The 20,916-nt window shown below is 42.3% G+C and carries 19 protein-coding genes; 11 read left to right on the top strand and 8 right to left on the bottom strand.

The genetic code is table 11. The features are described from left to right. Window positions 1–64: 64 nt before the first annotated feature. Window positions 65–523 carry a DUF4079 domain-containing protein gene (locus NPUN_RS19730; RefSeq protein ID WP_012410256.1) on the bottom strand — a complete coding sequence of 153 codons (459 nt, stop codon included), beginning with the start codon at window positions 521–523 and terminating at the stop codon, window positions 65–67. 182 nt (window positions 524–705) lie between these two features. Beyond that, window positions 706–1,086, bottom strand: a complete 381-nt coding sequence (locus tag NPUN_RS19725) for a DUF1830 domain-containing protein (protein ID WP_012410255.1) — start codon at window positions 1,084–1,086, stop codon at window positions 706–708. Window positions 1,087–1,660: 574 nt separating this feature from the next. Here NPUN_RS19725 and NPUN_RS19720 point away from each other — a divergent pair. From NPUN_RS19720 to NPUN_RS44540, 4 genes are all read left to right on the top strand, one after another. Further along, window positions 1,661–3,253 (top strand): photosystem II high light acclimation radical SAM protein, encoded by a 1,593-nt coding sequence (locus NPUN_RS19720; protein WP_041565520.1) that lies wholly within the window; start codon window positions 1,661–1,663, stop codon window positions 3,251–3,253. 69 nt (window positions 3,254–3,322) lie between these two features. After that, a complete protein-coding gene (locus NPUN_RS19715) occupies window positions 3,323–4,720 on the top strand; it encodes a DICT sensory domain-containing protein (RefSeq protein WP_041565519.1) in 1,398 nt (465 codons plus the stop codon). After that, on the top strand, window positions 4,717–5,355 hold the full coding sequence (locus NPUN_RS19710) for a pentapeptide repeat-containing protein (protein ID WP_012410252.1): 639 nt from the start codon (window positions 4,717–4,719) through the stop codon (window positions 5,353–5,355). The genes NPUN_RS19715 and NPUN_RS19710 overlap by 4 nt, the downstream gene beginning before the upstream one ends. 56 nt (window positions 5,356–5,411) lie before the next feature. Then, a complete protein-coding gene (locus NPUN_RS44540; protein ID WP_336884903.1) occupies window positions 5,412–5,546 on the top strand; it encodes a hypothetical protein in 135 nt (44 codons plus the stop codon). Between the two features lie 268 nt (window positions 5,547–5,814). Here NPUN_RS44540 and NPUN_RS19700 read toward each other — a convergent pair whose 3' ends face one another. The 3 genes from NPUN_RS19700 to clpS form a co-directional block, all read right to left on the bottom strand. Beyond that, window positions 5,815–6,753, bottom strand: a complete 939-nt coding sequence (locus NPUN_RS19700) for a S1 RNA-binding domain-containing protein (protein ID WP_012410251.1) — start codon at window positions 6,751–6,753, stop codon at window positions 5,815–5,817. A 168-nt stretch (window positions 6,754–6,921) separates the two neighbouring features. Next, window positions 6,922–7,746, bottom strand: coding sequence for a CPBP family intramembrane glutamic endopeptidase (locus NPUN_RS19695; RefSeq protein WP_012410250.1), 825 nt, complete (start codon window positions 7,744–7,746; stop codon window positions 6,922–6,924). A gap of 79 nt (window positions 7,747–7,825) precedes the next feature. Continuing rightward, a complete protein-coding gene (gene clpS / locus NPUN_RS19690) occupies window positions 7,826–8,107 on the bottom strand; it encodes an ATP-dependent Clp protease adapter ClpS (RefSeq protein WP_012410249.1) in 282 nt (93 codons plus the stop codon). A 136-nt stretch (window positions 8,108–8,243) separates the two neighbouring features. Between clpS and NPUN_RS19685 the strand changes: the two genes are divergently transcribed. Together NPUN_RS19685 and NPUN_RS19680 are read left to right on the top strand one after the other, a co-directional pair. Beyond that, window positions 8,244–9,475, top strand: a protein-coding gene (locus NPUN_RS19685; RefSeq protein ID WP_086000586.1) for an ISAzo13-like element ISNpu10 family transposase whose coding sequence is annotated in 2 segments (ribosomal slippage) — window positions 8,244–8,823 and window positions 8,823–9,475 — 1,233 coding nt in all. Because the reading frame shifts where the segments join, the coding sequence is not laid out codon by codon here. 251 nt (window positions 9,476–9,726) lie between these two features. Further along, window positions 9,727–10,071, top strand: a complete 345-nt coding sequence (locus NPUN_RS19680; RefSeq protein WP_012410248.1) for a hypothetical protein — start codon at window positions 9,727–9,729, stop codon at window positions 10,069–10,071. Between the two features lie 357 nt (window positions 10,072–10,428). On the opposite strand, the gene NPUN_RS19675 is transcribed toward NPUN_RS19680, so the two are convergent. Continuing rightward, window positions 10,429–10,632, bottom strand: a complete 204-nt coding sequence (locus NPUN_RS19675) for a hypothetical protein (protein WP_012410247.1) — start codon at window positions 10,630–10,632, stop codon at window positions 10,429–10,431. Window positions 10,633–11,103: 471 nt separating this feature from the next. Between NPUN_RS19675 and NPUN_RS19670 the strand changes: the two genes are divergently transcribed. The 4 genes from NPUN_RS19670 to NPUN_RS19655 all read left to right on the top strand — a co-directional run bounded on the left by NPUN_RS19670 (window position 11,104) and on the right by NPUN_RS19655 (window position 17,936). After that, the gene (locus NPUN_RS19670) at window positions 11,104–11,433 is read left to right on the top strand and encodes an STAS domain-containing protein (protein ID WP_012410246.1); all 330 of its coding nucleotides are present in this window, start codon (window positions 11,104–11,106) and stop codon (window positions 11,431–11,433) included. A 159-nt stretch (window positions 11,434–11,592) separates the two neighbouring features. Then, on the top strand, window positions 11,593–14,259 hold the full coding sequence (locus tag NPUN_RS19665) for a TIGR03960 family B12-binding radical SAM protein (protein WP_012410245.1): 2,667 nt from the start codon (window positions 11,593–11,595) through the stop codon (window positions 14,257–14,259). A gap of 852 nt (window positions 14,260–15,111) precedes the next feature. After that, on the top strand, window positions 15,112–17,271 hold the full coding sequence (gene rne / locus NPUN_RS19660) for a ribonuclease E (RefSeq protein WP_012410244.1): 2,160 nt from the start codon (window positions 15,112–15,114) through the stop codon (window positions 17,269–17,271). An 8-nt stretch (window positions 17,272–17,279) separates the two neighbouring features. Further along, window positions 17,280–17,936, top strand: coding sequence for a ribonuclease HII (locus tag NPUN_RS19655; protein ID WP_012410243.1), 657 nt, complete (start codon window positions 17,280–17,282; stop codon window positions 17,934–17,936). An 8-nt stretch (window positions 17,937–17,944) separates the two neighbouring features. Here NPUN_RS19655 and NPUN_RS19650 read toward each other — a convergent pair whose 3' ends face one another. Continuing rightward, window positions 17,945–18,532, bottom strand: coding sequence for a DUF1997 domain-containing protein (locus NPUN_RS19650; protein ID WP_012410242.1), 588 nt, complete (start codon window positions 18,530–18,532; stop codon window positions 17,945–17,947). Between the two features lie 626 nt (window positions 18,533–19,158). Between NPUN_RS19650 and pheA the strand changes: the two genes are divergently transcribed. Next, on the top strand, window positions 19,159–20,034 hold the full coding sequence (gene pheA / locus NPUN_RS19645) for a prephenate dehydratase (protein WP_012410241.1): 876 nt from the start codon (window positions 19,159–19,161) through the stop codon (window positions 20,032–20,034). A 92-nt stretch (window positions 20,035–20,126) separates the two neighbouring features. Here the strand turns inward: pheA and NPUN_RS19640 are convergent, their stop codons facing one another. After that, window positions 20,127–20,774 carry an LON peptidase substrate-binding domain-containing protein gene (locus tag NPUN_RS19640; RefSeq protein ID WP_012410240.1) on the bottom strand — a complete coding sequence of 216 codons (648 nt, stop codon included), beginning with the start codon at window positions 20,772–20,774 and terminating at the stop codon, window positions 20,127–20,129. Window positions 20,775–20,916 lie beyond the last annotated feature (142 nt).

Genomic DNA, 20,916 nt, shown 5'->3' with positions numbered 1-20,916 from the left:
GTAGGGTAGGTCTATGTCTTAGCTGGACTGCTGAACATAATAACAATTAGTAATTCGTAATTCTTTAGGGTAAATACTTTTGCACTACAATCCAACCAGTAAGGGACACCCAGGCAAATCCTACAAATAGAATAATATTTACGCCGATGTGTAAAGGTCTAGCCCAAGACCGTCTAGCACTAATTTGCGTGGCACTGAAAGCAGACAGTAAAACTAATGCTACCACTATCAATCCAGATGCCAGGTGTGACGAGTGACCTAAAGAACCAAAGTGTCCTAAAGTGCCAACAATGCCGATCGCTAGCAATAGTAGCACTAAACTTACCATGCTGATGCCCATTAAGTAGTGGAGCGATCGCACCTCCCTATTTCCGCCCATAAATGGCGTAAAAGGAAATTGTTGCGAAGTTCTCGCCCGAAACATCCAAACGCCGGTGATTGCTAACATCAGATATGCCAGCAGGGACAAACCCATCGACCATGCGGCTATTTTCCACAACCAAAGAAATGAAGGCAGATTCATAAGAATGATTGTAGATGAGAGTGGGCAGTGGGGAGATCAGGAGATAAAGAGAGAAATTGCAACAAGTCTTTTCCCTTGTCCCCAACTCTCCTTGTTTCCATGTCCCATGCCCAATATAAAAAGGGCTGCCGAATTCAGCAACCCTAAAATTGAGTCAAATTGTTTTTTTTAATTAACAGCTCCTAAAGAGCGACTTGTAAGGGTTTTATACTATCTCCAGTGTTTGTATTAATTTGCTGCACCAATGATTTGGTATTAAGAGGGTCTTTTCCAGATAATGAGTCTGTATCAAACTCATGAGTACTGGTTTCTTCGAGCATCAGGCGATCGCACGGAATCTTATCGGATAAAATTGCACTTGCTATCATCCCTGTATGAATCTCCAATTGACCTTTTCGCGGAGCTTCAAAAACTAAACGTTGTCCAGGGAAAACAACCCTTTCAAAGTACCAGTTGGGAATATTGCAGATGCGAGCCACCTGTATTTTGCTCGTGGCATTAATGTAGCAGCAGAGAATTTTTCCCGATTGCTCTGGTGGTAGAGGATCTAATATTTGAGCCATAACTGCTGAGGAGCTTTACGCCACAATTTTACATTACACCAGCCAAGCCTAGCACCCACTGATCCCCAGTTGCTGTAACTGTGAATACCAACTGTGTCTTTGGAGATTATTTCTTCCTAAAGATATATTTGTAGTTATAAAAATTTTGTAATTATTTGTAGCTTTTTCGGAATTATACACTATACACAAAAGTTTTTAAGATTTTTATCCTGGTATCAAAGCTTTAATTCTCTTAGGGCAGATAAGACGACGATCCCCTTGCTTTTCGCCTAGCGAGTAAGGGAGTTTTGCCGTTTTATCTATCCCAGGATTAATAGGCTGGGATCATCGCTTAATGAATAAACTCAATGTTATGGTAAAGCTATATGAAAAATATCTTCATAAAGCCTATCTATAAATTCTATGTATGTTTTATGCATAGCAATTTTAGCGTTTCCTGCAATTGCTAATATTAGTTTTCTCATTACCAGCAATTCAATGAAATGTCAAGGGCATTGTGATAATTAAAACCGAATAAAACAAGCACGTACTTTAAAACTGGATGTTTTTCTCGCTTTCTCCAAAGATTGGCAAGATGGAAGTCAAAACACAAATGATGGAAAATCGAATTCTTTACGTTCGCCTTCCTTGTAACCCCATCTTTCCTATTGGGGTTGTCTACTTGAGCGATCATGTCCATAAGCAGTTTCCTAATATTGAACAGCGCATCTTCGATTTAGGAACGGTGCCACCTTTAGACTACAATTCTGCTTTGGATCGCTGTATCGATGAATTTAAACCGACACTGCTAGTATTTTCTTGGCGCGATATTCAAATTTATGCCCCAGTTGGCGGACGTGGTGGCAACCCACTGCAAAACGCCTTTGAATTTTACTACGCTAAGAATCCTCTATTAAAACTACGTGGCGGATTGGGCGGTTTACGAATTTTCATCGCTTACTATGTAGAGTTATGGCGAAACCAGGGCTTAATCAAACGCGGTTTAAAGCGTGCCCAAAAATATAATTCTAATGCCCGTGTCGTTGTAGGTGGTGGTGCAGTTAGCGTATTTTACGAACAGTTGGGTAAAAGCTTACCCCAAGGGACAATTATTTCTGTGGGTGAAGGCGAAACTCTGCTGGAAAAACTTTTAAGTGGCAAAGATTTTCGAGATGAACGCTGTTACGTTGCGGGAGAAACGCAACCACGAAAACGCCTGATTCACGAACAACCTACCCCACTAGAAAAAACAGCTTGTAACTACGACTATATCGAAACCATCTGGCCGGAATTTAACTTTTACCTGCAAGAAGAAGACTTTTATATAGGTGTACAAACTAAGCGTGGTTGTCCCCACAACTGTTGTTATTGCGTCTATACGGTTGTCGAAGGCAAACAAGTACGCATCAACCCAGCAGATGAAGTAGTTGCTGAGATGCGCCAATTATACGATCGCGGCATTCGCAACTTTTGGTTTACCGATGCCCAATTTATCCCCGCACGAAAATTTATCGACGATGCCATTGAACTATTGCAAAAAATCGTCGATTCTGGTATGACAGATATCCACTGGGCAGCATATATCAGAGCCGACAATTTGACACCAGAGTTGTGCGACTTGATGGCGAAAACCGGGATGAATTACTTTGAAATCGGCATTACCAGTGGTTCTCAAGAACTCGTGCGGAAAATGCGGATGGGGTACAACCTGCGAACCGTTTTGCAAAACTGCCGTGACTTAAAAGCAGCTGGTTTCAATGACTTAGTTTCCGTCAACTACTCCTTTAACGTTATTGACGAACGTCCCGAAACCATCCGCCAAACCATCGCTTACCACCGTGAACTAGAACGAATTTTTGGTGCTGATAAAGTCGAACCTGCTATCTTTTTTATTGGGTTGCAACCTCATACCCATTTAGAAGAATACGCTTTCAAAGAAGGCATCCTCAAACCAGGGTATGATCCAATGAGTTTGATGCCGTGGACAGCCAAAAAACTCCTCTGGAATCCCGAACCCCTTGGTTCATTCTTCGGTGAAGTCTGCTTGCAAGCTTGGCAACAAAACCCCAACGACTTCGGACGCGAAGTCATGAACATCTTGGAGGAAAAACTGGGTTGTGCCGATTTAGAAGCAGCACTTTCCGCACCAATGGAAACGAAAGAAAAACAGTTAGCAGGTATATCCTAAAAAACTGAATTTCTCCCCCTCTCTTCCTCTGTGTCCTCTGCGCCTCTGCGGTTATTTTTACCAAATCCCATGTTAGAAGGTTCAATACTACAAAAGCTAGAAACAGCCCATCGCCATACCACCAGGCCAATTCGATTCGGTGTTTACTACAAAAATACCCTAGTTGCTCTGTGCCACGCTCTAGAAGACCATATCTTAGCCGATGACGGTACACCCCTAGTCATCACAGCCTTTCAACAGGGGAAATGGTATCTACAAGAAGCTGAACGATATGCAGACATCGCCCAGTACAGCCGTCATATTGCCATCATGGCTGCCTCTGAATCTGGCTTTGCTGAACATCCTACCAGCCAGCTACCCAATGTAGACTTAGTGGGATTAGATCCAGGCGACCCAGTGGCGCAGGAGTGGCACTTAATTATTTTATCGCCTAAATACACAGCAATGGTAATTTGTCAAGAACTATCAGAGGCTGATTATGGCAGCGCTGGAGTGCCGACATCAGACTTAGAGCGCAAATTCTATGGTTTGTGGACATTTGAACCAGAGTTAGTGCAAGACACAGCAGAAATAGCGATCGCTCACATCAAAAAATACAACCCAGAACTGGCTCAAAAACTCACGGCTGATAAAGAACAAATTGTACCGTCAATGGACAGATCCCAAAATTTAGGTGCAGTTGTCTCTCGTGTTGTAGATTACCTCCAGACTGGGCAAGATAATTTATCCATCCCCACAGCACCTCAGAAACAAACGCTAGATCGCAACTTGGTTTCTAACGAAATCCAAGCTTTTTTGCGAATGGCGCAACTGATGGATATGGCAGATGTGAACAATCCAATGGCAGCTGCGGAAGTGGTGGTACTTGCTGAAGCGATCGGCCAGCTTTTGGATCTTCCCGCATGGCAAATTAAAAGATTGCGCTTGGCGGCTTTGTTGCATCGCATAGATCCATTACAGAAAGCCGAAAGCGTTCTCACTGACAGTATATCCACACGCTACCAAGAAGATGCCCCCAGTTGTCCCTTAACCTGTCCTTTAGTTCCAGGGGCGCAAGTATTGCGAACCATGCCACGACTACGAGCAGTTGCCCAAATTATTACTCACCAAAGCGAGTGGTGGAATGGCACTGGGGAACCAGCAGGTTTAGCTGGAGATGAAATTCCTCTAGAATCAAGAATTTTGGCATTATTGGCAGACTTTCAGTGGCGAGTTAATCAGCTAAAATCGTCAAATCAAAGCCGGGAACAGATATTTACTCAAGCTTTAGATGAATGCAAACAGCAACAATCTAACCGCTTTGACCCTAAACTTGTAGATACCCTAACTTTATTAGTTATGGGTTTACAACAAGGACTCGACTTACCCATCATGACACCCAAAGTCAGCGCCGGCATCTGGATTCTTGATTCCCAATGGGACAGCCACAGCAAGATCAGTGAGCAGATTGGTAGTTACTTTACATGAACATTGAAGCCATTAAATTAGGAAAACTCAAACAACTTCCAGGGGCAAATTTAGAAGACGAGGAACTCTCTCGACTGGATTTAAGCCGGATTAATCTTGCTGGCGCTACCCTTGTCGGCACTAATTTTGCTGGTTCCAAACTCGAAGGTGGACATTTGGAGGGGGCAAATTTGATGGGAGCCAACCTCCAAGAAACTGACTTACGGGCGAATTTGATGGGAGCAAACCTGATGCAAGCAGATTTAACAGGTGCTGACTTGCGGGGTAGTAATTTGCGCGGTGCTAACTTGATGGGAGCCAGACTCAGCGATGTGTCATTGGTGGGCGCTTTCTTGAGTGGTGCCAATTTGATGAATGTGAACTTGCAAGGCGTAGACTTCCGGGGTGCTGACTTGCGCGGTGCAAACCTGACTGGAGCAAATCTCAAAGGTGCAGACTTGAGTCGCGCCGATTTGCAAGGTGCTTTGTTGAGTGAAGCAAACCTAGAAGAAGCTGATTTGCGGGGGGCGAATTTGGCAGGGGCGAATTTTTCAGGAGCGAATTTACTTTGTGCAGAGTTAGAAGGTGCAAATTTGAGCGGCGTTAATTTGAATAAAGCGTGTGTGGTGGGGACAGTAGTTGAGACGCTTACGTAAAGATTCCACCAAAAACTACCTATGCCGATTATTTGTATTTTCGAAGACTACCCAGAATGACACCTGTCGCTGCACAAGTCTCAATCACCGCGATCATTCCCATGTTGACTGCGATCGCCAATCGGCAATGGGAGCAGTTCAAAGAACTAGAGCCAGATTTTGTATCCGAGTATGGAGTAGAGGTATGGTAAGAGGTTTTTAATTTCCGTTTCAAGCCAGCACTGGATAAAGATTCTCACAGATGGCTATTAATCCAGTGGTGTGGTGAGGGAATTATCTCAGTCAAAAATGTGGCGTAAGTGCGATCGCGCAAAGTGAATTATGGCGATCGTTTTTATTCCGATCCGAAATACACAATGATTAATACCCTAAGCTCATGTAGAATTTTTACGGTCGGCAGCTGCAAGTAAGATTGAACTCAGCACCAAAGACTTTTGGCAGTCTATTGTATCAAGGTTGTTATGCCGAACTTCCATAACTCTCTAGAACAACTTGACCGTTTTCAGGATCTAGTTTAACAATCGTTGCTTTTAAATGGTCATTAATTTTGAAGAATTGGTTTGGATTGTCAACAGATGGATGGAACATTTTTGAGGTCGGCAATAAGGCATAAAAATCTCCAATATCAACGAACACACCATAATCTTTGATACCCCGTATAGTGCCGCTAACAACTTGACCAACCTGCAATTGCCTGAGTCTGATTGAAACAGAACGATGGATCAGTACTAGCTGATTATACTCCTCTCTCACCTTTATAATCTTGAGTGGAAGTTTCTCCCCTACTACCAATTGCTCCTTATGCTTATTAACATAACTACGAATTCCCCCATACAAACCCTCAATTTTTACTAATGCACCGCTCCAAGTTTTGTTAAGGATTTTTCCATATACTGTTACGTCTTCAGCCTGCAATTGGCGTAGCCGTTCCCATGCTTTTCGCATTTCTAGTTTGCGAATTGAAAAAGAAACCGTTGGAGGATGGTCTTGAGAACATAAGAACCAGTAAATCCTTACTGATAAACCATGTCTATGAACATCCAGGACTTTAGTGTGTACGAGCAGGTCTTCTCTATTGATAGGATGACCAGATTTTTCAGAAGCGAGATCTAATGCAACCTCGTACAAGCGATCGCTATCTTTCAGTGTCTCCGGTGAACAATGCGAGAAGAAAATATCGTGTTTACCATCGTAATTTCCCACAACCATAAATTCTCGGATTTCATTAAGTCGCACAGCTTCTTCTGGGGACTGAATCTCATTGAGTGATAGCTCTAGGAGTGGAACATAAGCTAGTTGGTCTGTATAAAAATCAACTAAAACACCTGTAGGCTCCAGCTTAATGATTTTTCCAGTAATTATATCGCCGAGTTGAAAGCTCTCTAAACTAAAGCTCATAGCATAGTGGGCTTAACATAACCCATTATAGAAACAATTTAGTAAGCGTGTAATCACAACAATAACAGCTAAACTTTAGCTATTTTTCGTGTTGTTGCATACTTAGGAAACAGTCGGCATAACAATAGTTTTAGTATTCATCAAAACGCTACGTAGGCTTTTCCATTTTTAATTTTTCACTGTTCGCCCTCGTATCCCCAAAGCTAGTACACTCATTAACAACACCCCCATCACTCCTTGTAAGGGATTATTATTCACACCAGTTACCCAATCAGGAACCTGATCAGAATATTTCACTAATTCCCCAACATTAATAATGTAGTAGCCCCAAACTAAACCACCATGCAAACCAATTGGTAAACCCAAGCGTCCCCTCCGCCAACGCTTTCCCCATACTTGCGTTAACCCCAGCAGTACTAAAGCTGGAAATTGCGGCAGTGTATGAATAATTGCCTCCAAGGGTTTAATAAAGTGCAATGTAGCAAACGCAGTTGCATCTGTCCACAGTGCCACACGCGGACTGTAATCTCGTTGTAATTCATCTAGCAACCAGCCTCGGAATAACAATTCCTCAGCAAATCCAATACCTAAGCCAACAAGTAAACCCTCTAAAATTACTTTCAGCAAAAAAACTTTTGGTTGTTGCCACACCAACCAACCCAACAAACTTTCTAACCCAAAAAGTATCAGAATATTAATTATCCCCAGAGCCAAGCCACGCAATAAATCTACACCGTTTTGCCGCGTGAATTCTAAGCCATAATGCCGCAGAATTTGGGGCTGTTGGTAGACATATTTACCCCATAGTCTCAGGAGGAAAATAAATATTCCATATAACAACACCAATGTCAATATACTTTCTAAATTTGAATCATGTACTAGTAAGTATATTGGTGTAGCCAATGGCAACCATAGCAACAATAAAGTCAAAATAAAAGCACCCAGCCTAATAGGGGCAGGGCGTTCAGCTAAACGGACAAGGTTTTTTTTCATACTAAATTAAGTCACTAATCAGCAGCCAATACTCTAAATTTCGACTAATGACCAATGACCAATGACCAATGACCAATGACTATTCATCAGGTTCAATCGTGCTACTTAAACCGTGACTTATCAATGTTTCGCAATAGAACTCAGCGTGTTCCAGAGCGCAAGTAATCACTAAAGCTAGCCCGTTAGTATGGGCTTCCATCATGATGCTAACAGCCTGGGGTTGGGTAAGGCTTGGTACAGTGGCTATTAGTGACTGCACAACATGCTCCATAGAGTTGTAGTCGTCGTTATGGAGCAAAACGCGATACCGAGGCGCTAGCTTACGGGTTGTGGAAGGCTTTTGAATAGTTTCAACTGACACGGCTCTTTGCTCTTTTCTTGTTGATTCACTACTACAAAGTGTCTGTGTAGCGATCGCTTAAGGCATCATGTAAAAATAACTTGAACAATTTGCTGAATGGTAAGATGATCAGAATGTAACCGAATTAAAGGCTTATATGTCTGATAAGCAGGTAGTAGAAAGCATTCAAGACAAGTACGATTCGTTATCGCCTTATTTGAATGAGAAAACACGGCGTATTTGGGCAGCAATTGAAGCCCGAAGCCTGGGCTGGGGAGGCGTGAGTCAGGTTGCGCTCGCAACTGGACTATCCCGGACTACAATCCATGCTGGGATACGGTTATTGTTAGACGCTTCGGGGGAAAAAACCTCGAATGATGATAGTAATCGAATTCGTTCGTCAGGTGCTGGACGTAAACTACTTGAAGAAAAAGACGCAATGCTGCTATCAGATTTAGAATCGCTGATTGAACCAGTGACACTGGGAGACCCAGAATCTCCTCTAAAATGGACTTCTAAAAGTGTTGTGAAACTGGCTGCGGCATTAAACATTGGGGGACATAGGACTAGTCCTAAAAGTGTTTATAACTTACTTGAATCGCTTGGCTACAGCTTACAATCAAATCGTAAAACCCGTGATGGCTCATCTCATCCAGATAGAGATGATCAGTTTTTACATATTTCCAACCAAGTCTTGCACTTTCAATCCCAGAACGAACCCGTAATTTCAGTTGATACAAAAAAAAAGAATTAATTGGAGATTTTAAAAATTCTGGAACCGAGTGGTGTGAAAAGGAACAGCCAATTGAGGTGAAAATGCATGATTTTGTTGACCCCAAGTTGGGCAAGGCAATTCCCTACGGAATTTATGACTTAACCTCAAATCAAGGATGGGTAAATGTTGGCATTGACCACGATACCGCAGAGTTTGCAGTCGAGTCTATTCGTCATTGGTGGTACTCAATGGGTAAACAAGTTTATCCCAGCAGTGAGCATATAATGATTACGGCTGATTGCGGTGGTAGCAATAGTTATCGCTCACGATTGTGGAAATTGAAGTTACAAGAATTAGCAACTGATACTGGTAAAACTATTCATGTGTGTCATTTTCCTCCAGGCACAAGTAAATGGAATAAGATTGAGCATCGCTTGTTTTGTCACATTACCCAAAACTGGCGAGGCAGACCATTAACTAGCTTGCAAGTTGTGATTAATCTAATTCGCAATACTACCACCACACAAGGATTAGAAGTTGAAGCTAGATTAGATCCAAATCTCTACAAAACGGGAATCAAGGTTACAGACCAAGAGCTTGATACTATCGCAATCGAACGAAATTCTTTTCATGGTGAGTGGAACTATATTATCAAACCCAAAGTAGTCAGTTAATTGTTCAATTTATTTTTACATAACTCCTAACAGTTATTTACCTATTCTATAGTATTTCTGTTGAGATACTATGCTAGAAAAACCGCTCTACTTAGTTTTGCGTAGCCACTTGTGAGGCAGATGTCTGAGACATAGTTGCCGTGAGAGTGCTACCCTAATCTTACAGAATGTTCCTTAAACGTAGCGCATTTTCATTTTTAAAATTAAGGAAATTGCAAAATAATCCTTGCCCCTGACCCAACTCCATAATCATGGACATTAGCTTAGATTTTCTTCAACCAGGACAAATTGTGTCTTTAGAACATGGCGACAGAAATCTGTATGCAGAAGTCATTCAATTTGTAGTTTCCCGCCAGTTGTGCTGGGTGCGTCCTTTACTAATGGTTACTTTGATTCAAGAATCGCCGCTAATTACCGATTTGCGAGATGCGTCTGACTTGCTTTGGCCTGCAAATTTATTTCGACCAGCATTAGACACAGAAGTAATTACCTTCTTGAGTCAAGTTTTAGCAAAAGAACCAAAAACTGAGCCTGACTCAGCCGCCAAGCAGCAACTTAATCAATTTATTCACCAACTATGGTCAGCATATCAATAGGCATAGGGCAAAGGATATGACTAGAAGTTAGTTTATCTGGAGCGCCAACAGCCATAATGATGATATCAACTCCCTTCGCAACGAGTTTATTTTGCTTGTGGACAATTTCAGCAAACAGAAAGGGAGGAATTTTTTCTCGGCGTTTAGCGAACTACATGGCGATTTACTCCGAATGCACAATAATGTAGAGGGTTATTAGCACCGTTTACGCCATTCTAGTTATTTAAATAATCAACCTCAGAGAAAAATACAAACAATAATATCGCTCTTAATTATTCCACCTGCCTTTACTAACTCGGAATTTTGATTACTTCAGTATTTATCAAATTTACTTGATATACCTCTATGCGTAAGCAGTTAGGAATATCCGAAGCTAGGAACCAACTTAATTCTACCAGCATCCATCTCTGACATTAATAATTCTAGAGCTTCATAATCAACGTCAGAAATGTAACCCAATTCTGTCAGCTCTGAGTTGATTTGATTTTCTATCTCAGGAGTTAGTTTTTTAATGTCAAGAGCTTTTTCTACCAATTTACGAATAGCGTACTTAGTTCTCATAAGTAATACATCCAACTGTAATATGATACTGATTATCCCAGATAAGTCTAAGTATAAAGAGCGATCTAAATACTAATTTAGTTGTGATATAGATCACAATCAATTAATTAAATAGATAATTCGCTATGACTCTGGCGTATGCCATCAGCAACGCTAAAGTAGGAGATTTAACTTACCGTTAAGACTTGGCTAAATTAGCCTTAGTTATAGACTAAGCAAGTTTTATCAGCATAGTTACTGATGATTTGTTTGCTCTATGGTTGTCTATGTTGATTGTTTTTGAACTGAGATAAAAAAAAAGTATATATAAACACATTTTAGCCTGGAATTATAACAATCTTTAAACAGAGATACTAAAGAAATAAAGATTGAGCAAAGAGAGCTAAGACGTATGGTCGATGCAACAGAATAGAGTTTATGTTCAAATAATCCTTAGCGTGACGCTTCAATAATTCTCAATAGGATGTAACTATGCAAGCAGTGCTTAACTATCCCAAAATTGCAGTCATTCGCCCCCAAGGGTGTTTGAATGCTACAAACGCCTTGGAATTTGAACGAGATATGACCACAACGTTGGCACAAAATGATATTTCCATATTGGTAGTAGACCTCGCAGCAGTAGAATCTTTAGACAGCGCGGGGTTGATGGCATTGTTATCTATACACAAGCTGGCTCTGAGTTTAGGAAGGGGTTTGCGACTTTGCGCTGTAGCTCCGTCAATTAGAATTATTTTTGAACTAACGCAACTCGACAGCGTATTTGAAATATTGGATGGTGAAATTGAGTTAGCTGCAACATAATTTATAACTTTATGTATGTAAAAGCACAAAAGTTCGGTTAAAAAGTGGAGTTTATGTAAAGGAGTTATAAGTTACAACGAGAAACTATGTTAGGAGACCTAATTCAATGCTAATGTTGGGTTTGGGTAGCTGTAATTAAGGTAGCTAGAAGATAGCACAGTGGCTGTTGCAGTTGAGAAATTAATAACATCGGATATTTTAAAACCAGGGCGTTACCTTGGTAATGAGCGTTTAGCAGTACATAAAGCTTGGGATAAGACAGCAATACACTGGGTCTTAACCTACCCGGAAGTATATGAAGTCGGTGCATCTAATTTAGGGCACATTATCCTATACAACATCTTGAATGCTCAACCGCGTCAATTGTGCGATCGCGCCTACCTCCCAGGAAAAGACCTGGCAGCCAAACTACACGAAACTAATACGCCATTGTTTGCGGTAGAGTCAAAGCGATCGCTCACAGAATTTGACATTTTAGGTTTTAGCCTCAGTTACGAACTGGGTGCAACTAATATCTTAGAAATGTTGGATCTGGCTGGAATTCCATTGACGTGGAGAGAAAGGCAAAAAGCTGTGGAAGCAGGGGGAGAATTTACGAATCTCCAATCTCAGTTTCCGTTGATTTTTGCTGGTGGGCAAACAGCAACATCGAATCCTGAGCCTTACGCTGACTTTTTCGACTTTATTGCCCTTGGGGATGGAGAGGAACTGCTCCCAGAAATTGGTTTAGTGTTGGAAGAAGGCAAACAAGCAGGATTGAGTCGGGAAGATATATTACTGGATTTGGCACAGATACCAGGCGTATATGTCCCTCAGTTTTACGACATGGCAGAAGATGGCTCAGTTCATCCTCGTCGCTCTGACGTGCCAAAACGAATTTTGCGACGGGTGGCAACCCCCATACCAGCATATTCCATTGGGTTAGTTCCTTATGTAGAAACGGTGCATGACCGTTTGACAATTGAGATTCGGCGTGGTTGCACTCGTGGCTGTCGCTTCTGTCAACCAGGAATGCTGACTCGGCCAGCACGGGATGTAGAACCCGATAAGGTTGTAGAAGCAATTGAACAGGGAATGCGGGCAACTGGTTACAATGAGTTTTCCCTCTTATCTCTGAGTTGTTCTGATTATTTGTCCCTACCAGCAGTAGGGATGGAAATCAAAAATCGCTTAAAAAATGAAAATATTTCTCTGACTCTACCAAGCCAACGGGTAGACAGATTTGATGAGAATATTGCCAACATCCTGGGAGGTACGCGGCAAGGTGGACTAACTTTTGCTCCAGAAGCTGGAACTCAGCGGATGCGAGACATCGTAAATAAAGGATTGACGAATGAAGAATTGTTGCGGGGAGTGAAAACCGCTTGGGAGCAAGGCTGGGATAAAATCAAGTTGTATTTTATGATTGGCTTGCCAGGTGAGACGGATGTTGATGTTTTGAGCATTGCGGAAACAGTCAGCTGGCTACAGCGAGAATGCCGAGGCAAAGGCAGAAAACCGCTGAACTTTAACCTGACAATTTCTAACTTTACGCCTAAGCCGCATACACCATTCCAGTGGCACTCAGTTTCTACCACTGAATTTAAGCGCAAACAAAACCTGTTGCGGCAAGAATTCCGCCGGATGAAGGGAATGAAGGTAAATTTTACCGATGTCCGCATTTCGGCAATGGAAGATTTTGTGGGACGAGGCGATCGCAATTTGAGCAAAGTAGTCCGCCGCGCCTGGGAATTGGGTGCAGGGATGGATTCCTGGTATGAAAATTTAGATCAAGCTTTTAGCGCTTGGGGAGATGCGATCGCCGGGGCCGATCTAGATTGGAAATACCGCCAAGTAGAAAATGGCGAATGGAATTTGTTTCACGCACAAGAGCAGAACAAATCACCAGATGTGGAAAATACCGAATTCCTCAATCCTCACTCCCTAGATACTCCCCTACCTTGGGATCATATTGATACCGGAATTGATAAAAACTGGCTCAAAGAAGACTTGCAAAGTGCCTTAGCAGCCGCAATTGTACCCGACTGCTCTTTTGAAGGTTGTTCTCACTGTGGCGTATGTGGAACCGATTTTGGCCATAACGTCGTGATTGAATCACCTGTTATCCCACAATTCGCTGGCGATTTTGTTCCCAACACAACCAAGGCACAACGACTCCGAGTTTGGTTTGGAAAACAGGGTAATATGGCTTTGGTAAGCCACCTAGATTTAATCCGTCTGTTTGACCGAGTTGTGCGGCGAGCAGGCTTGCCTATTGCTTTCACTGGTGGGTTTCATCCAATGCCGCGAATTTCTGTAGCAACTGCATTGGCTCTAGGTGCTACTAGTAGCGGTGAAATTGCGGATTTTGAGTTAACTGTACCAGTGAACATCGATACTTTTCGAGAACAATTGGTTCGGGAAATGCCCACAGACATACCTGTATATAATGTGGAGCAGATAGATTTAAAAACTCCAGCAGCTACTCAACTGCTAGAAACCGCAGAATATTTAATTACCGTAGCAGCACTTGAAGAAACAACACCTATACAATGGCAAAACTGGATTGATACCATCAAAGCAAAAGATGAGCTTTGGTACGAGCACACAACAAAGTCAGGCAAGAGCCAGTTAATAAATCTGCGCGATCGCTTATTTGAACTGGAATTAGTAGAAACCCACAAAGGCATTGCAGAGTCTATATCTGTTATCCGTTATATAGGTAGCTATCGCCAAGATGGTTTTCTGTTGCGTCCTGAACAAATCCTGTTTATGCTAGGGATAGTGGGTAGTGGAGAATTTCAACTCCAGCACATCCACCGCAATCGGCTAATTTTAGCGGTATAATCCCTGTAGGGCAGCTTGCTAGTAGTTGTCCTAACATGTTACATCGTCGGAATTGATTTTTAGCAAGGTTGCGTTAGAATGGGGTGAAGAGAATTTTTCTGGCGCTGCATTGAATTAGCTGGTTCACTACCCTGGTGTTCAGGGGGCGAAAGCAAAGATATTAGAGTGCAACTTCTAGGATTTTATCCCAGACAAACTGAGGCAGATTAAAGAACACACTCTCTCTTTATAGCTAACTTGTGAATCAGTAACTAACAGCAGGCTCGGTTAGTTTCTCTAAATCCATACTTTTCCAACAACTGCTGAATGTCTAATCCACAGTATTGCCCAAGAGCTAGTGCGTTACTCTTCTAGAGTTGTTCGCCCTTGGTGTTACCGTAGGGTAAACAACTGCTGTAGGTTAAGCCGATTTGCAGACGTTCACGAGACGCGCAAAGCGCGGCTTAAAAGTAGGGTAGCAGCTGGCGTTGCTGAGTATAACCCTAAGAATAAATCCAGGGAATGGAAAATAGAAATAGTTTCTTTTTCTTAACGACTTCAGTAGGTTACTCTCAAAAAAAGCTTCCTGAGTTAAAAACTCACTCAGGATTTATAACTTTCAACTCAGAACTCTCTTCATTGAGAGTATTGCATTGCAAATCAACCATAGATGGTTGATTTAATTGCTTAAACATGCAGCCGTTCTGGAATAATCCGCCGTGAAAACGCTCTTAAGAGCGCCAATAGCTATTTAACTTAGAACATCAGGTTTGCGATTTTTATCATCAGTAGCGCCTTTTGAGGGTTGCAAGGGCAACAAAGGTATAACAAACCTCCAGACCTATTGGTGCTGCCAATTTTTGAGGAAATTGAATGCCAAAACAAATTATCATCGCGGAGCAGCACCAAATTGCTGCTGTCTTTTCCGAAGATCAAATACAGGAACTTGTTGTTGCTACCGGTCATCATCAAATAGGTGATATCTACTTAGGAGTAGTAGAAAACGTATTGCCTGGGATAGATGCGGCTTTTGTGAATATTGGCGACCCAGAGCGCAACGGTTTTATTCATGTCACCGACTTGGGCCCATTGAAACTCAAGCGTACCGCAGCAGCCATTACAGAACTATTAGCACCACAGCAGAAAGTTTTGGTGCAAGTTATGAAAGAGCCAACGGGAACAAAAGGGCCCAGGCTCACGGGTAACATCACTTTACCTGGACGCTACGTAGTACTAATGCCTTATGGTAGGGGCGTAAATTTATCCCGACGAATTAAAAGTGAAAGTGAGCGCAACCGCTTACGGGCACTAGCGATTTTGGTCAAACCGGCGGGAATGGGTTTGCTCGTGCGTACAGAAGCCGAAGGCAAACCAGAAGAAGCGATTATGGAAGATTTGGAGTTGCTGCAAAAGCAATGGGAGGCGATTCAGCAGGAAGCGCATTCTACCCGTGCCCCAGCACTGCTCAACCGAGACGATGACTTTATCCAGCGCGTATTGCGGGATATGTACGGCGCGGATGTCAATCGGATTGTCGTAGATTCCAGTACTGGTTTGAAGCGCGTGAAGCAGTACTTGCAGAATTGGAGTGGCGGTCAAACACCGCAAGGATTGTTGATTGACCATCACCGCGATCGCTCCCCAATTTTAGAGTACTTCCGCATCAGTGCTGCCATTCGAGAAGCCCTAAAACCGAGAGTAGACCTACCTTCTGGAGGTTACATTATCATTGAGCCAACGGAGGCGTTAACCGTAATCGATGTTAACTCAGGTTCCTTCACGCGATCGGCGACAGCCAGAGAAACAGTTTTATGGACAAACTGTGAAGCTGCAACAGAAATTGCTCGCCAGTTGCGTCTGCGGAATATTGCCGGAGTGATTGTCGTTGATTTCATTGATATGGAATCCCGACGTGACCAACTGCAAGTTCTCGAACACTTTAATAAAGGACTCAAAGCAGACAAAGCTCGTCCCCAGATTGCTCAACTTACGGAACTGGGTTTAGTAGAATTGACCCGCAAACGCCAGGGTCAAAATATTTACGAATTGTTTGGTGAAACTTGTCCTACCTGTGGCGGTTTAGGGCATACTGTGCGTCTGCCTGGAGAACTTGAAAATCGATTACCAATACCAGCAGAAACACCAGAGCGTGAGCGTTTTGTATCTCTACCTCACCGAGAACCACGTCAGCCATCTGCCCGCGTCCCGGAACCACGAGAAACTTATGATGGGTTTGGGGAAGCATTTGACGGCGACTCGGAATCGACTAACCTAAATCTGATTAATCATCCTAGTTATCAAGAACTTAATGATAATAAGCGTCGTACCCGTACTCGCCGTAGTCGAATTGGCATCAATGGGTTAAATGGGAAAGATGAATCTCGGGTTATTGCCAATCCATTAGCTTTTGCCAACGAGCCAGATTTAGACCTTGATATAGAACCAGAATTAGGAGTTACACCAGAAATTCCCTCACCCACCCTTGGTAAACCAGGTTGGAATGAAAGAGTAGAGCGCACTGTAGAGCGTGCTAAAGTTATCAAGCCAGAACCAGTTAAACCAGTGGTAGAACCACCGGAGATTAGAACTGTAGAAATGAGTCTCCAGGAACAAGATATGTTTGCCTTGATGGGAATATCTCCCTTGGTGAAGTTAGAGCAAGAGGTTAAAAATACCAAATCTGTGATTATTAACGTGATTCAGCCTGGTCAAGTGCGAACGACTCCAACTGAATCCATCTCAGAATCACCTATTGCCCAAAAAGTAATACCGGAAGTAGTTGCAACCAAGTCACCAATACCAAAAGTTATTGAGCCAGAACAAAAATCTTTGATAGAAGAGACAGCTGAACCATCTGAGTTGACTGTCAATCCTTCGGAAAGCTTGTCTGCAAAAGCCTCCGTCAAAGCGATCGCAGATGAAAGTGATTCAAGCAGCGCCGCCAATGCAATCGCAGATGAAAGTGATGCAAACAGCACCGCCACTGCTAGCCGCCGTCGCCGCCGTCGTTCCTCAGCGATTGAGGATAATTAATTTGCTTTATGGTAGAAACATCACTAACGCCCTTGGAACAATCCAATTGGCTGGAGTTTTCTACCTTGTCAGGGATTCCAGGATTGGTTGCAGGTGTGGATGAAGTAGGGCGAGGCGCTCTATTTGGCCCGGTGGTGGCGGCAGCAGTGATCCTACCAGATCATGCTTTGCCAATACTGATAGCAGCTAAAATTAAAGACAGTAAAAAGTTGTCTAGTTCTCGGAGAACTCAGCTAGCGCAGCAAATTTGTGCGCTGGCTATAGACTGGAAAATTGGGTTTGCTTCTACTGCCGAAATTGACAAGATAAATATTTTGCAAGCGACACTATTAGCAATGAAGCGGGCTGTACTGAAGTTAAAGGTACAGCCCGCAATATGCTTGGTTGATGGCAATCAGTCAATCAAAGACTTGCTATTGCCACAACAAACAATAATTAAGGGAGATGAGCGATCGCTCGCTATTGCCTCTGCTAGTATTGTTGCCAAGGTTTGGCGTGATGATTTGGTACTGCGTCTAGCATTGAAATACCCAATGTACAACCTAGAGCGTAACAAGGGCTATGGTAGCCAACGTCATTTGCTAGCTCTGCAACAATACGGGCCATCGCCCCTACACCGTCAGTCTTTTCGTCCTTGCCAAATCAAAGTACTGAATGCTGAGTGATTAAATGATTACTCAGCATTCAAGATTGGTAATTCGGTACTATCACTGTCAAGTTCTCTATCTTTAGTTTGTGATATCACCCAGTAGCGATAATCAGCCAAAAGTTGATTTAATAACCGTTGCTTAACCGACAGCAGCACGCTTTTGAGCAAACCATTACCAGTAGCTTCTAAAATTGGCTTAGGAGTAAAGGAAAATGGCGGTGGTAAATCCACCAGCACTTCTAAATCAGCCCTTCCTTGCAGACGAGTGCCAGTGCTAAACTCTTTGGGAGACAAATGCCCTTTTAAATTAAGGGCAAAGCGCTGGTTAATATACTCGAAACCCAGGATTTCACAGCCTAGCGATCGCAAATAAATTATTCCATTTGATTCTGCCCAAACTCTCATGTCTACAGTCGGTTGAATGCTTAATGACATAAAACTGAGCGGACGCATTTTCAAGCGAAATACTTCCTCAGAAAGCTGCTGAGTTCGGGTGTTGTCAGCCAAAGCCTTAACCAGACGTTGAGGCTGACGCAAGTAGTGCTGAATGTGAATAGGCTGCTCTGGAACAGCGATTTCAACCGATTGCGAGGCAGTAAACCGGGTAGCCATGAGCGGATAAAAATATCTGTCTCTTAATTTTAATATTTTTTAACAACTTAAATTTGATTATTAGAAAAGTACAAAATTATCGTTGCTTATCAGCTATACAGCATTAGCAAAAATTTGGTACGCTCATTACTATCTTTAGTTCAAGAAATATAGATTAGGATTAGCCCTTTCAAGGTGGCTAAAAATTTTGGTCAATAAATTTCTCTTTCATTTCTAGACTCTGTGTCCTCTGCGTCTCTGTGGTTACAAAAAATACTTTTTAACCGCAGAGGCACAGAGAGTGTTGAGAAAAAATAAGAGATTTTTCGAGTTACCTTGAAAGGGCTAAGATTAGGATTTAACTCTTGACACTAAGTAAAGAATATGAATTTTTATTTGGTGAAAAACTAACATAATCACTCTGAAGATTTCAGAGCAATTTAGCAAAAAAACTGCTAGAAAATCTATCTGGTAGAAGGCTAGCTTTCATAATTTGTTTTCCTAGATAAAGATTTCGGTCTATTCGTTTAGTGGGTAAATTTTAGAGATTACAGTTTTTACTAATAGTAAATATTGAATATATTTGTCAAAGCCAAAATATCATAATCTCCGTTTACACATTAAACTTACAACTCAAGGCTAAAGGCATGACTCTATCGATCGCACATTTAGGACCTCCCGGCACTTACGCAGAACAGGCAGCTGTTCTTTATGTCAACTGGTTGACTAAAAGTACGGGAGATGAAGCTACGTTATCTCCCTATCCCACTATCTCACAGTCACTGCACGCCGTTGCTGATGGTCAAGCTCACCTGGCTGTTGTGCCAGTGGAAAATTCTATTGAAGGGAGTGTTACCACAACACTGGATGCACTCTGGCAGTTAGATAGTTTGCGAATTCAGTTGGCTTTGGTATTACCCATTGTCCATACCTTAATTTCCTGCGCCTCTGGTTTAGATAAGATTGAAACTGTTTATTCTCACCCGCAAGCTTTGGCACAATGTCAGGGATGGTTAGAGCGATTTCTTCCGACTGTACAGATTGTTCCCAGCAATTCTACAACCGAAGCACTACAGCGATTGGAGCAAGAAACAACAACAGCAGCGATCGCTTCTAGTAGAGCAGCTCAACTCTACAACCTGCCGATACTTGCCACTGGTATTAACGACTATCCAGAAAACTGTACTCGTTTTTGGGTAGTAAGTCAGGGTGAAGCAGATGCTGGATACCAGACATCAAAAGTGCCTACCAGTCACACATCGCTAGCTTTTAGTATGCCTGCTAACACACCCGGAGCATTAGTCAAACCTTTGCAAATCTTTGCTCAACTAGGAATTAACCTCAGCCGGATTGAATCTCGTCCGACGAAGCGATCGCTAGGCGAATATTTGTTTTTCATGGATTTAGAAGCAGATGTCAAGGAATCACAAATGCAATCTGCTTTAGCAGAATTAACTATCCACACAGAGATTTTAAAAATTCTTGGCGCTTACAATGTTTTGCCGATCGGCGCTTTTACTTGAAAAGTTAGGAGTTATCAGTTAGGGAATATAAATTCTAAGTTGTTGTTTTTGCATTTTTGCTTATTTTTCCTAACTCCTAAACTCCTCACTCCTTACTTTTCATTAAACGTGTCTTTGAGAACAGCACGAGCTGCCAAGTGATTACGAGTAGAAGTTAAAATTTCTGCTTCTCGCTCTAGACGAGTTGCAGTATCTTGCATTTCTAGTAATAACTGTTGCTCTGCTGCGACACCGTAAAGATTACTGGCTACCCAATAAGATAGTTCTGTTGGTAGATCGGGCAAATCTTCTGGCAATTCGATATTTTGTTCGGTTAATTTACCGGATAGACGCACAACATCTCGCAGTAGTTGTTCTACCTCAAAAGACAAAGGATGCAAATCTTTAGTTGGTGGTTGGTCTTCAATCCACTCAACTAAGCCAACGCGGTATGGCTTTTCACGAACATACTCTAATACACGAAATCTTTGCTGTCCTAATGTCAACATCTTGATTCGATCATCTGGCAGGCGTTGGTGATGAACGATTTCTGCACAGCAACCAGTGTTTGCAATTGTACCTTTGACTGGATCGAACATCAAAACACCGAACCTGCGATCGCTCTCCAAAATCGTGTTCATCATGATTCGGTAGCGAAATTCAAATATGTGTAAAGGTAATGGTCTAGTAGGAAACAGAACTACTTCGGGTAACGGGAACAGAGGTAGTTCACGAACTGCAATTTTAGAAGATGATGTCATTGTTACCTTAGTATAAACTTAATCTTTAAAATTTCTTTTTCTCTGCTTTTCCCGTATTTTGTCTATATTCTATCATTTGTTTCCTAGCTAAATAAAAGCCCTGAGATATATTTCTTCAGGGCTGTGTAAATATTCATACTAA

Source organism: Nostoc punctiforme PCC 73102, assembly GCF_000020025.1.
Classification (GTDB): Bacteria; Cyanobacteriota; Cyanobacteriia; order Cyanobacteriales; family Nostocaceae; genus Nostoc; species Nostoc punctiforme.
Note: the sequence above shows the minus strand (reverse complement) of the source record. Positions and strands in the feature narration are given on the sequence as shown.

Excerpts from the sequence above, each read along its gene's own strand:
- NPUN_RS19715 (WP_041565519.1), top strand. The coding sequence starts at position 3,323 with ATGTTAGAAGGTTCAATACTACAAAAGCTAGAAACAGCCCATCGCCAT.
- NPUN_RS19700 (WP_012410251.1), bottom strand. The coding sequence starts at position 6,753 with ATGAGCTTTAGTTTAGAGAGCTTTCAACTCGGCGATATAATTACTGGA.
- NPUN_RS19675 (WP_012410247.1), bottom strand. The coding sequence starts at position 10,632 with ATGAGAACTAAGTACGCTATTCGTAAATTGGTAGAAAAAGCTCTTGAC.
- NPUN_RS19680 (WP_012410248.1), top strand. The coding sequence starts at position 9,727 with ATGGACATTAGCTTAGATTTTCTTCAACCAGGACAAATTGTGTCTTTA.
- NPUN_RS19655 (WP_012410243.1), top strand. The coding sequence starts at position 17,280 with ATGGTAGAAACATCACTAACGCCCTTGGAACAATCCAATTGGCTGGAG.
- NPUN_RS19725 (WP_012410255.1), bottom strand. The coding sequence starts at position 1,086 with ATGGCTCAAATATTAGATCCTCTACCACCAGAGCAATCGGGAAAAATT.
- pheA (WP_012410241.1), top strand. The coding sequence starts at position 19,159 with ATGACTCTATCGATCGCACATTTAGGACCTCCCGGCACTTACGCAGAA.
- rne (WP_012410244.1), top strand. The coding sequence starts at position 15,112 with ATGCCAAAACAAATTATCATCGCGGAGCAGCACCAAATTGCTGCTGTC.
- NPUN_RS19720 (WP_041565520.1), top strand. The coding sequence starts at position 1,661 with ATGGAAGTCAAAACACAAATGATGGAAAATCGAATTCTTTACGTTCGC.
- NPUN_RS19640 (WP_012410240.1), bottom strand. The coding sequence starts at position 20,774 with ATGACATCATCTTCTAAAATTGCAGTTCGTGAACTACCTCTGTTCCCG.
- NPUN_RS19670 (WP_012410246.1), top strand. The coding sequence starts at position 11,104 with ATGCAAGCAGTGCTTAACTATCCCAAAATTGCAGTCATTCGCCCCCAA.
- NPUN_RS44540 (WP_336884903.1), top strand. The coding sequence starts at position 5,412 with ATGACACCTGTCGCTGCACAAGTCTCAATCACCGCGATCATTCCCATG.
- NPUN_RS19710 (WP_012410252.1), top strand. The coding sequence starts at position 4,717 with ATGAACATTGAAGCCATTAAATTAGGAAAACTCAAACAACTTCCAGGG.
- NPUN_RS19650 (WP_012410242.1), bottom strand. The coding sequence starts at position 18,532 with ATGGCTACCCGGTTTACTGCCTCGCAATCGGTTGAAATCGCTGTTCCA.
- NPUN_RS19730 (WP_012410256.1), bottom strand. The coding sequence starts at position 523 with ATGAATCTGCCTTCATTTCTTTGGTTGTGGAAAATAGCCGCATGGTCG.
- NPUN_RS19695 (WP_012410250.1), bottom strand. The coding sequence starts at position 7,746 with ATGAAAAAAAACCTTGTCCGTTTAGCTGAACGCCCTGCCCCTATTAGG.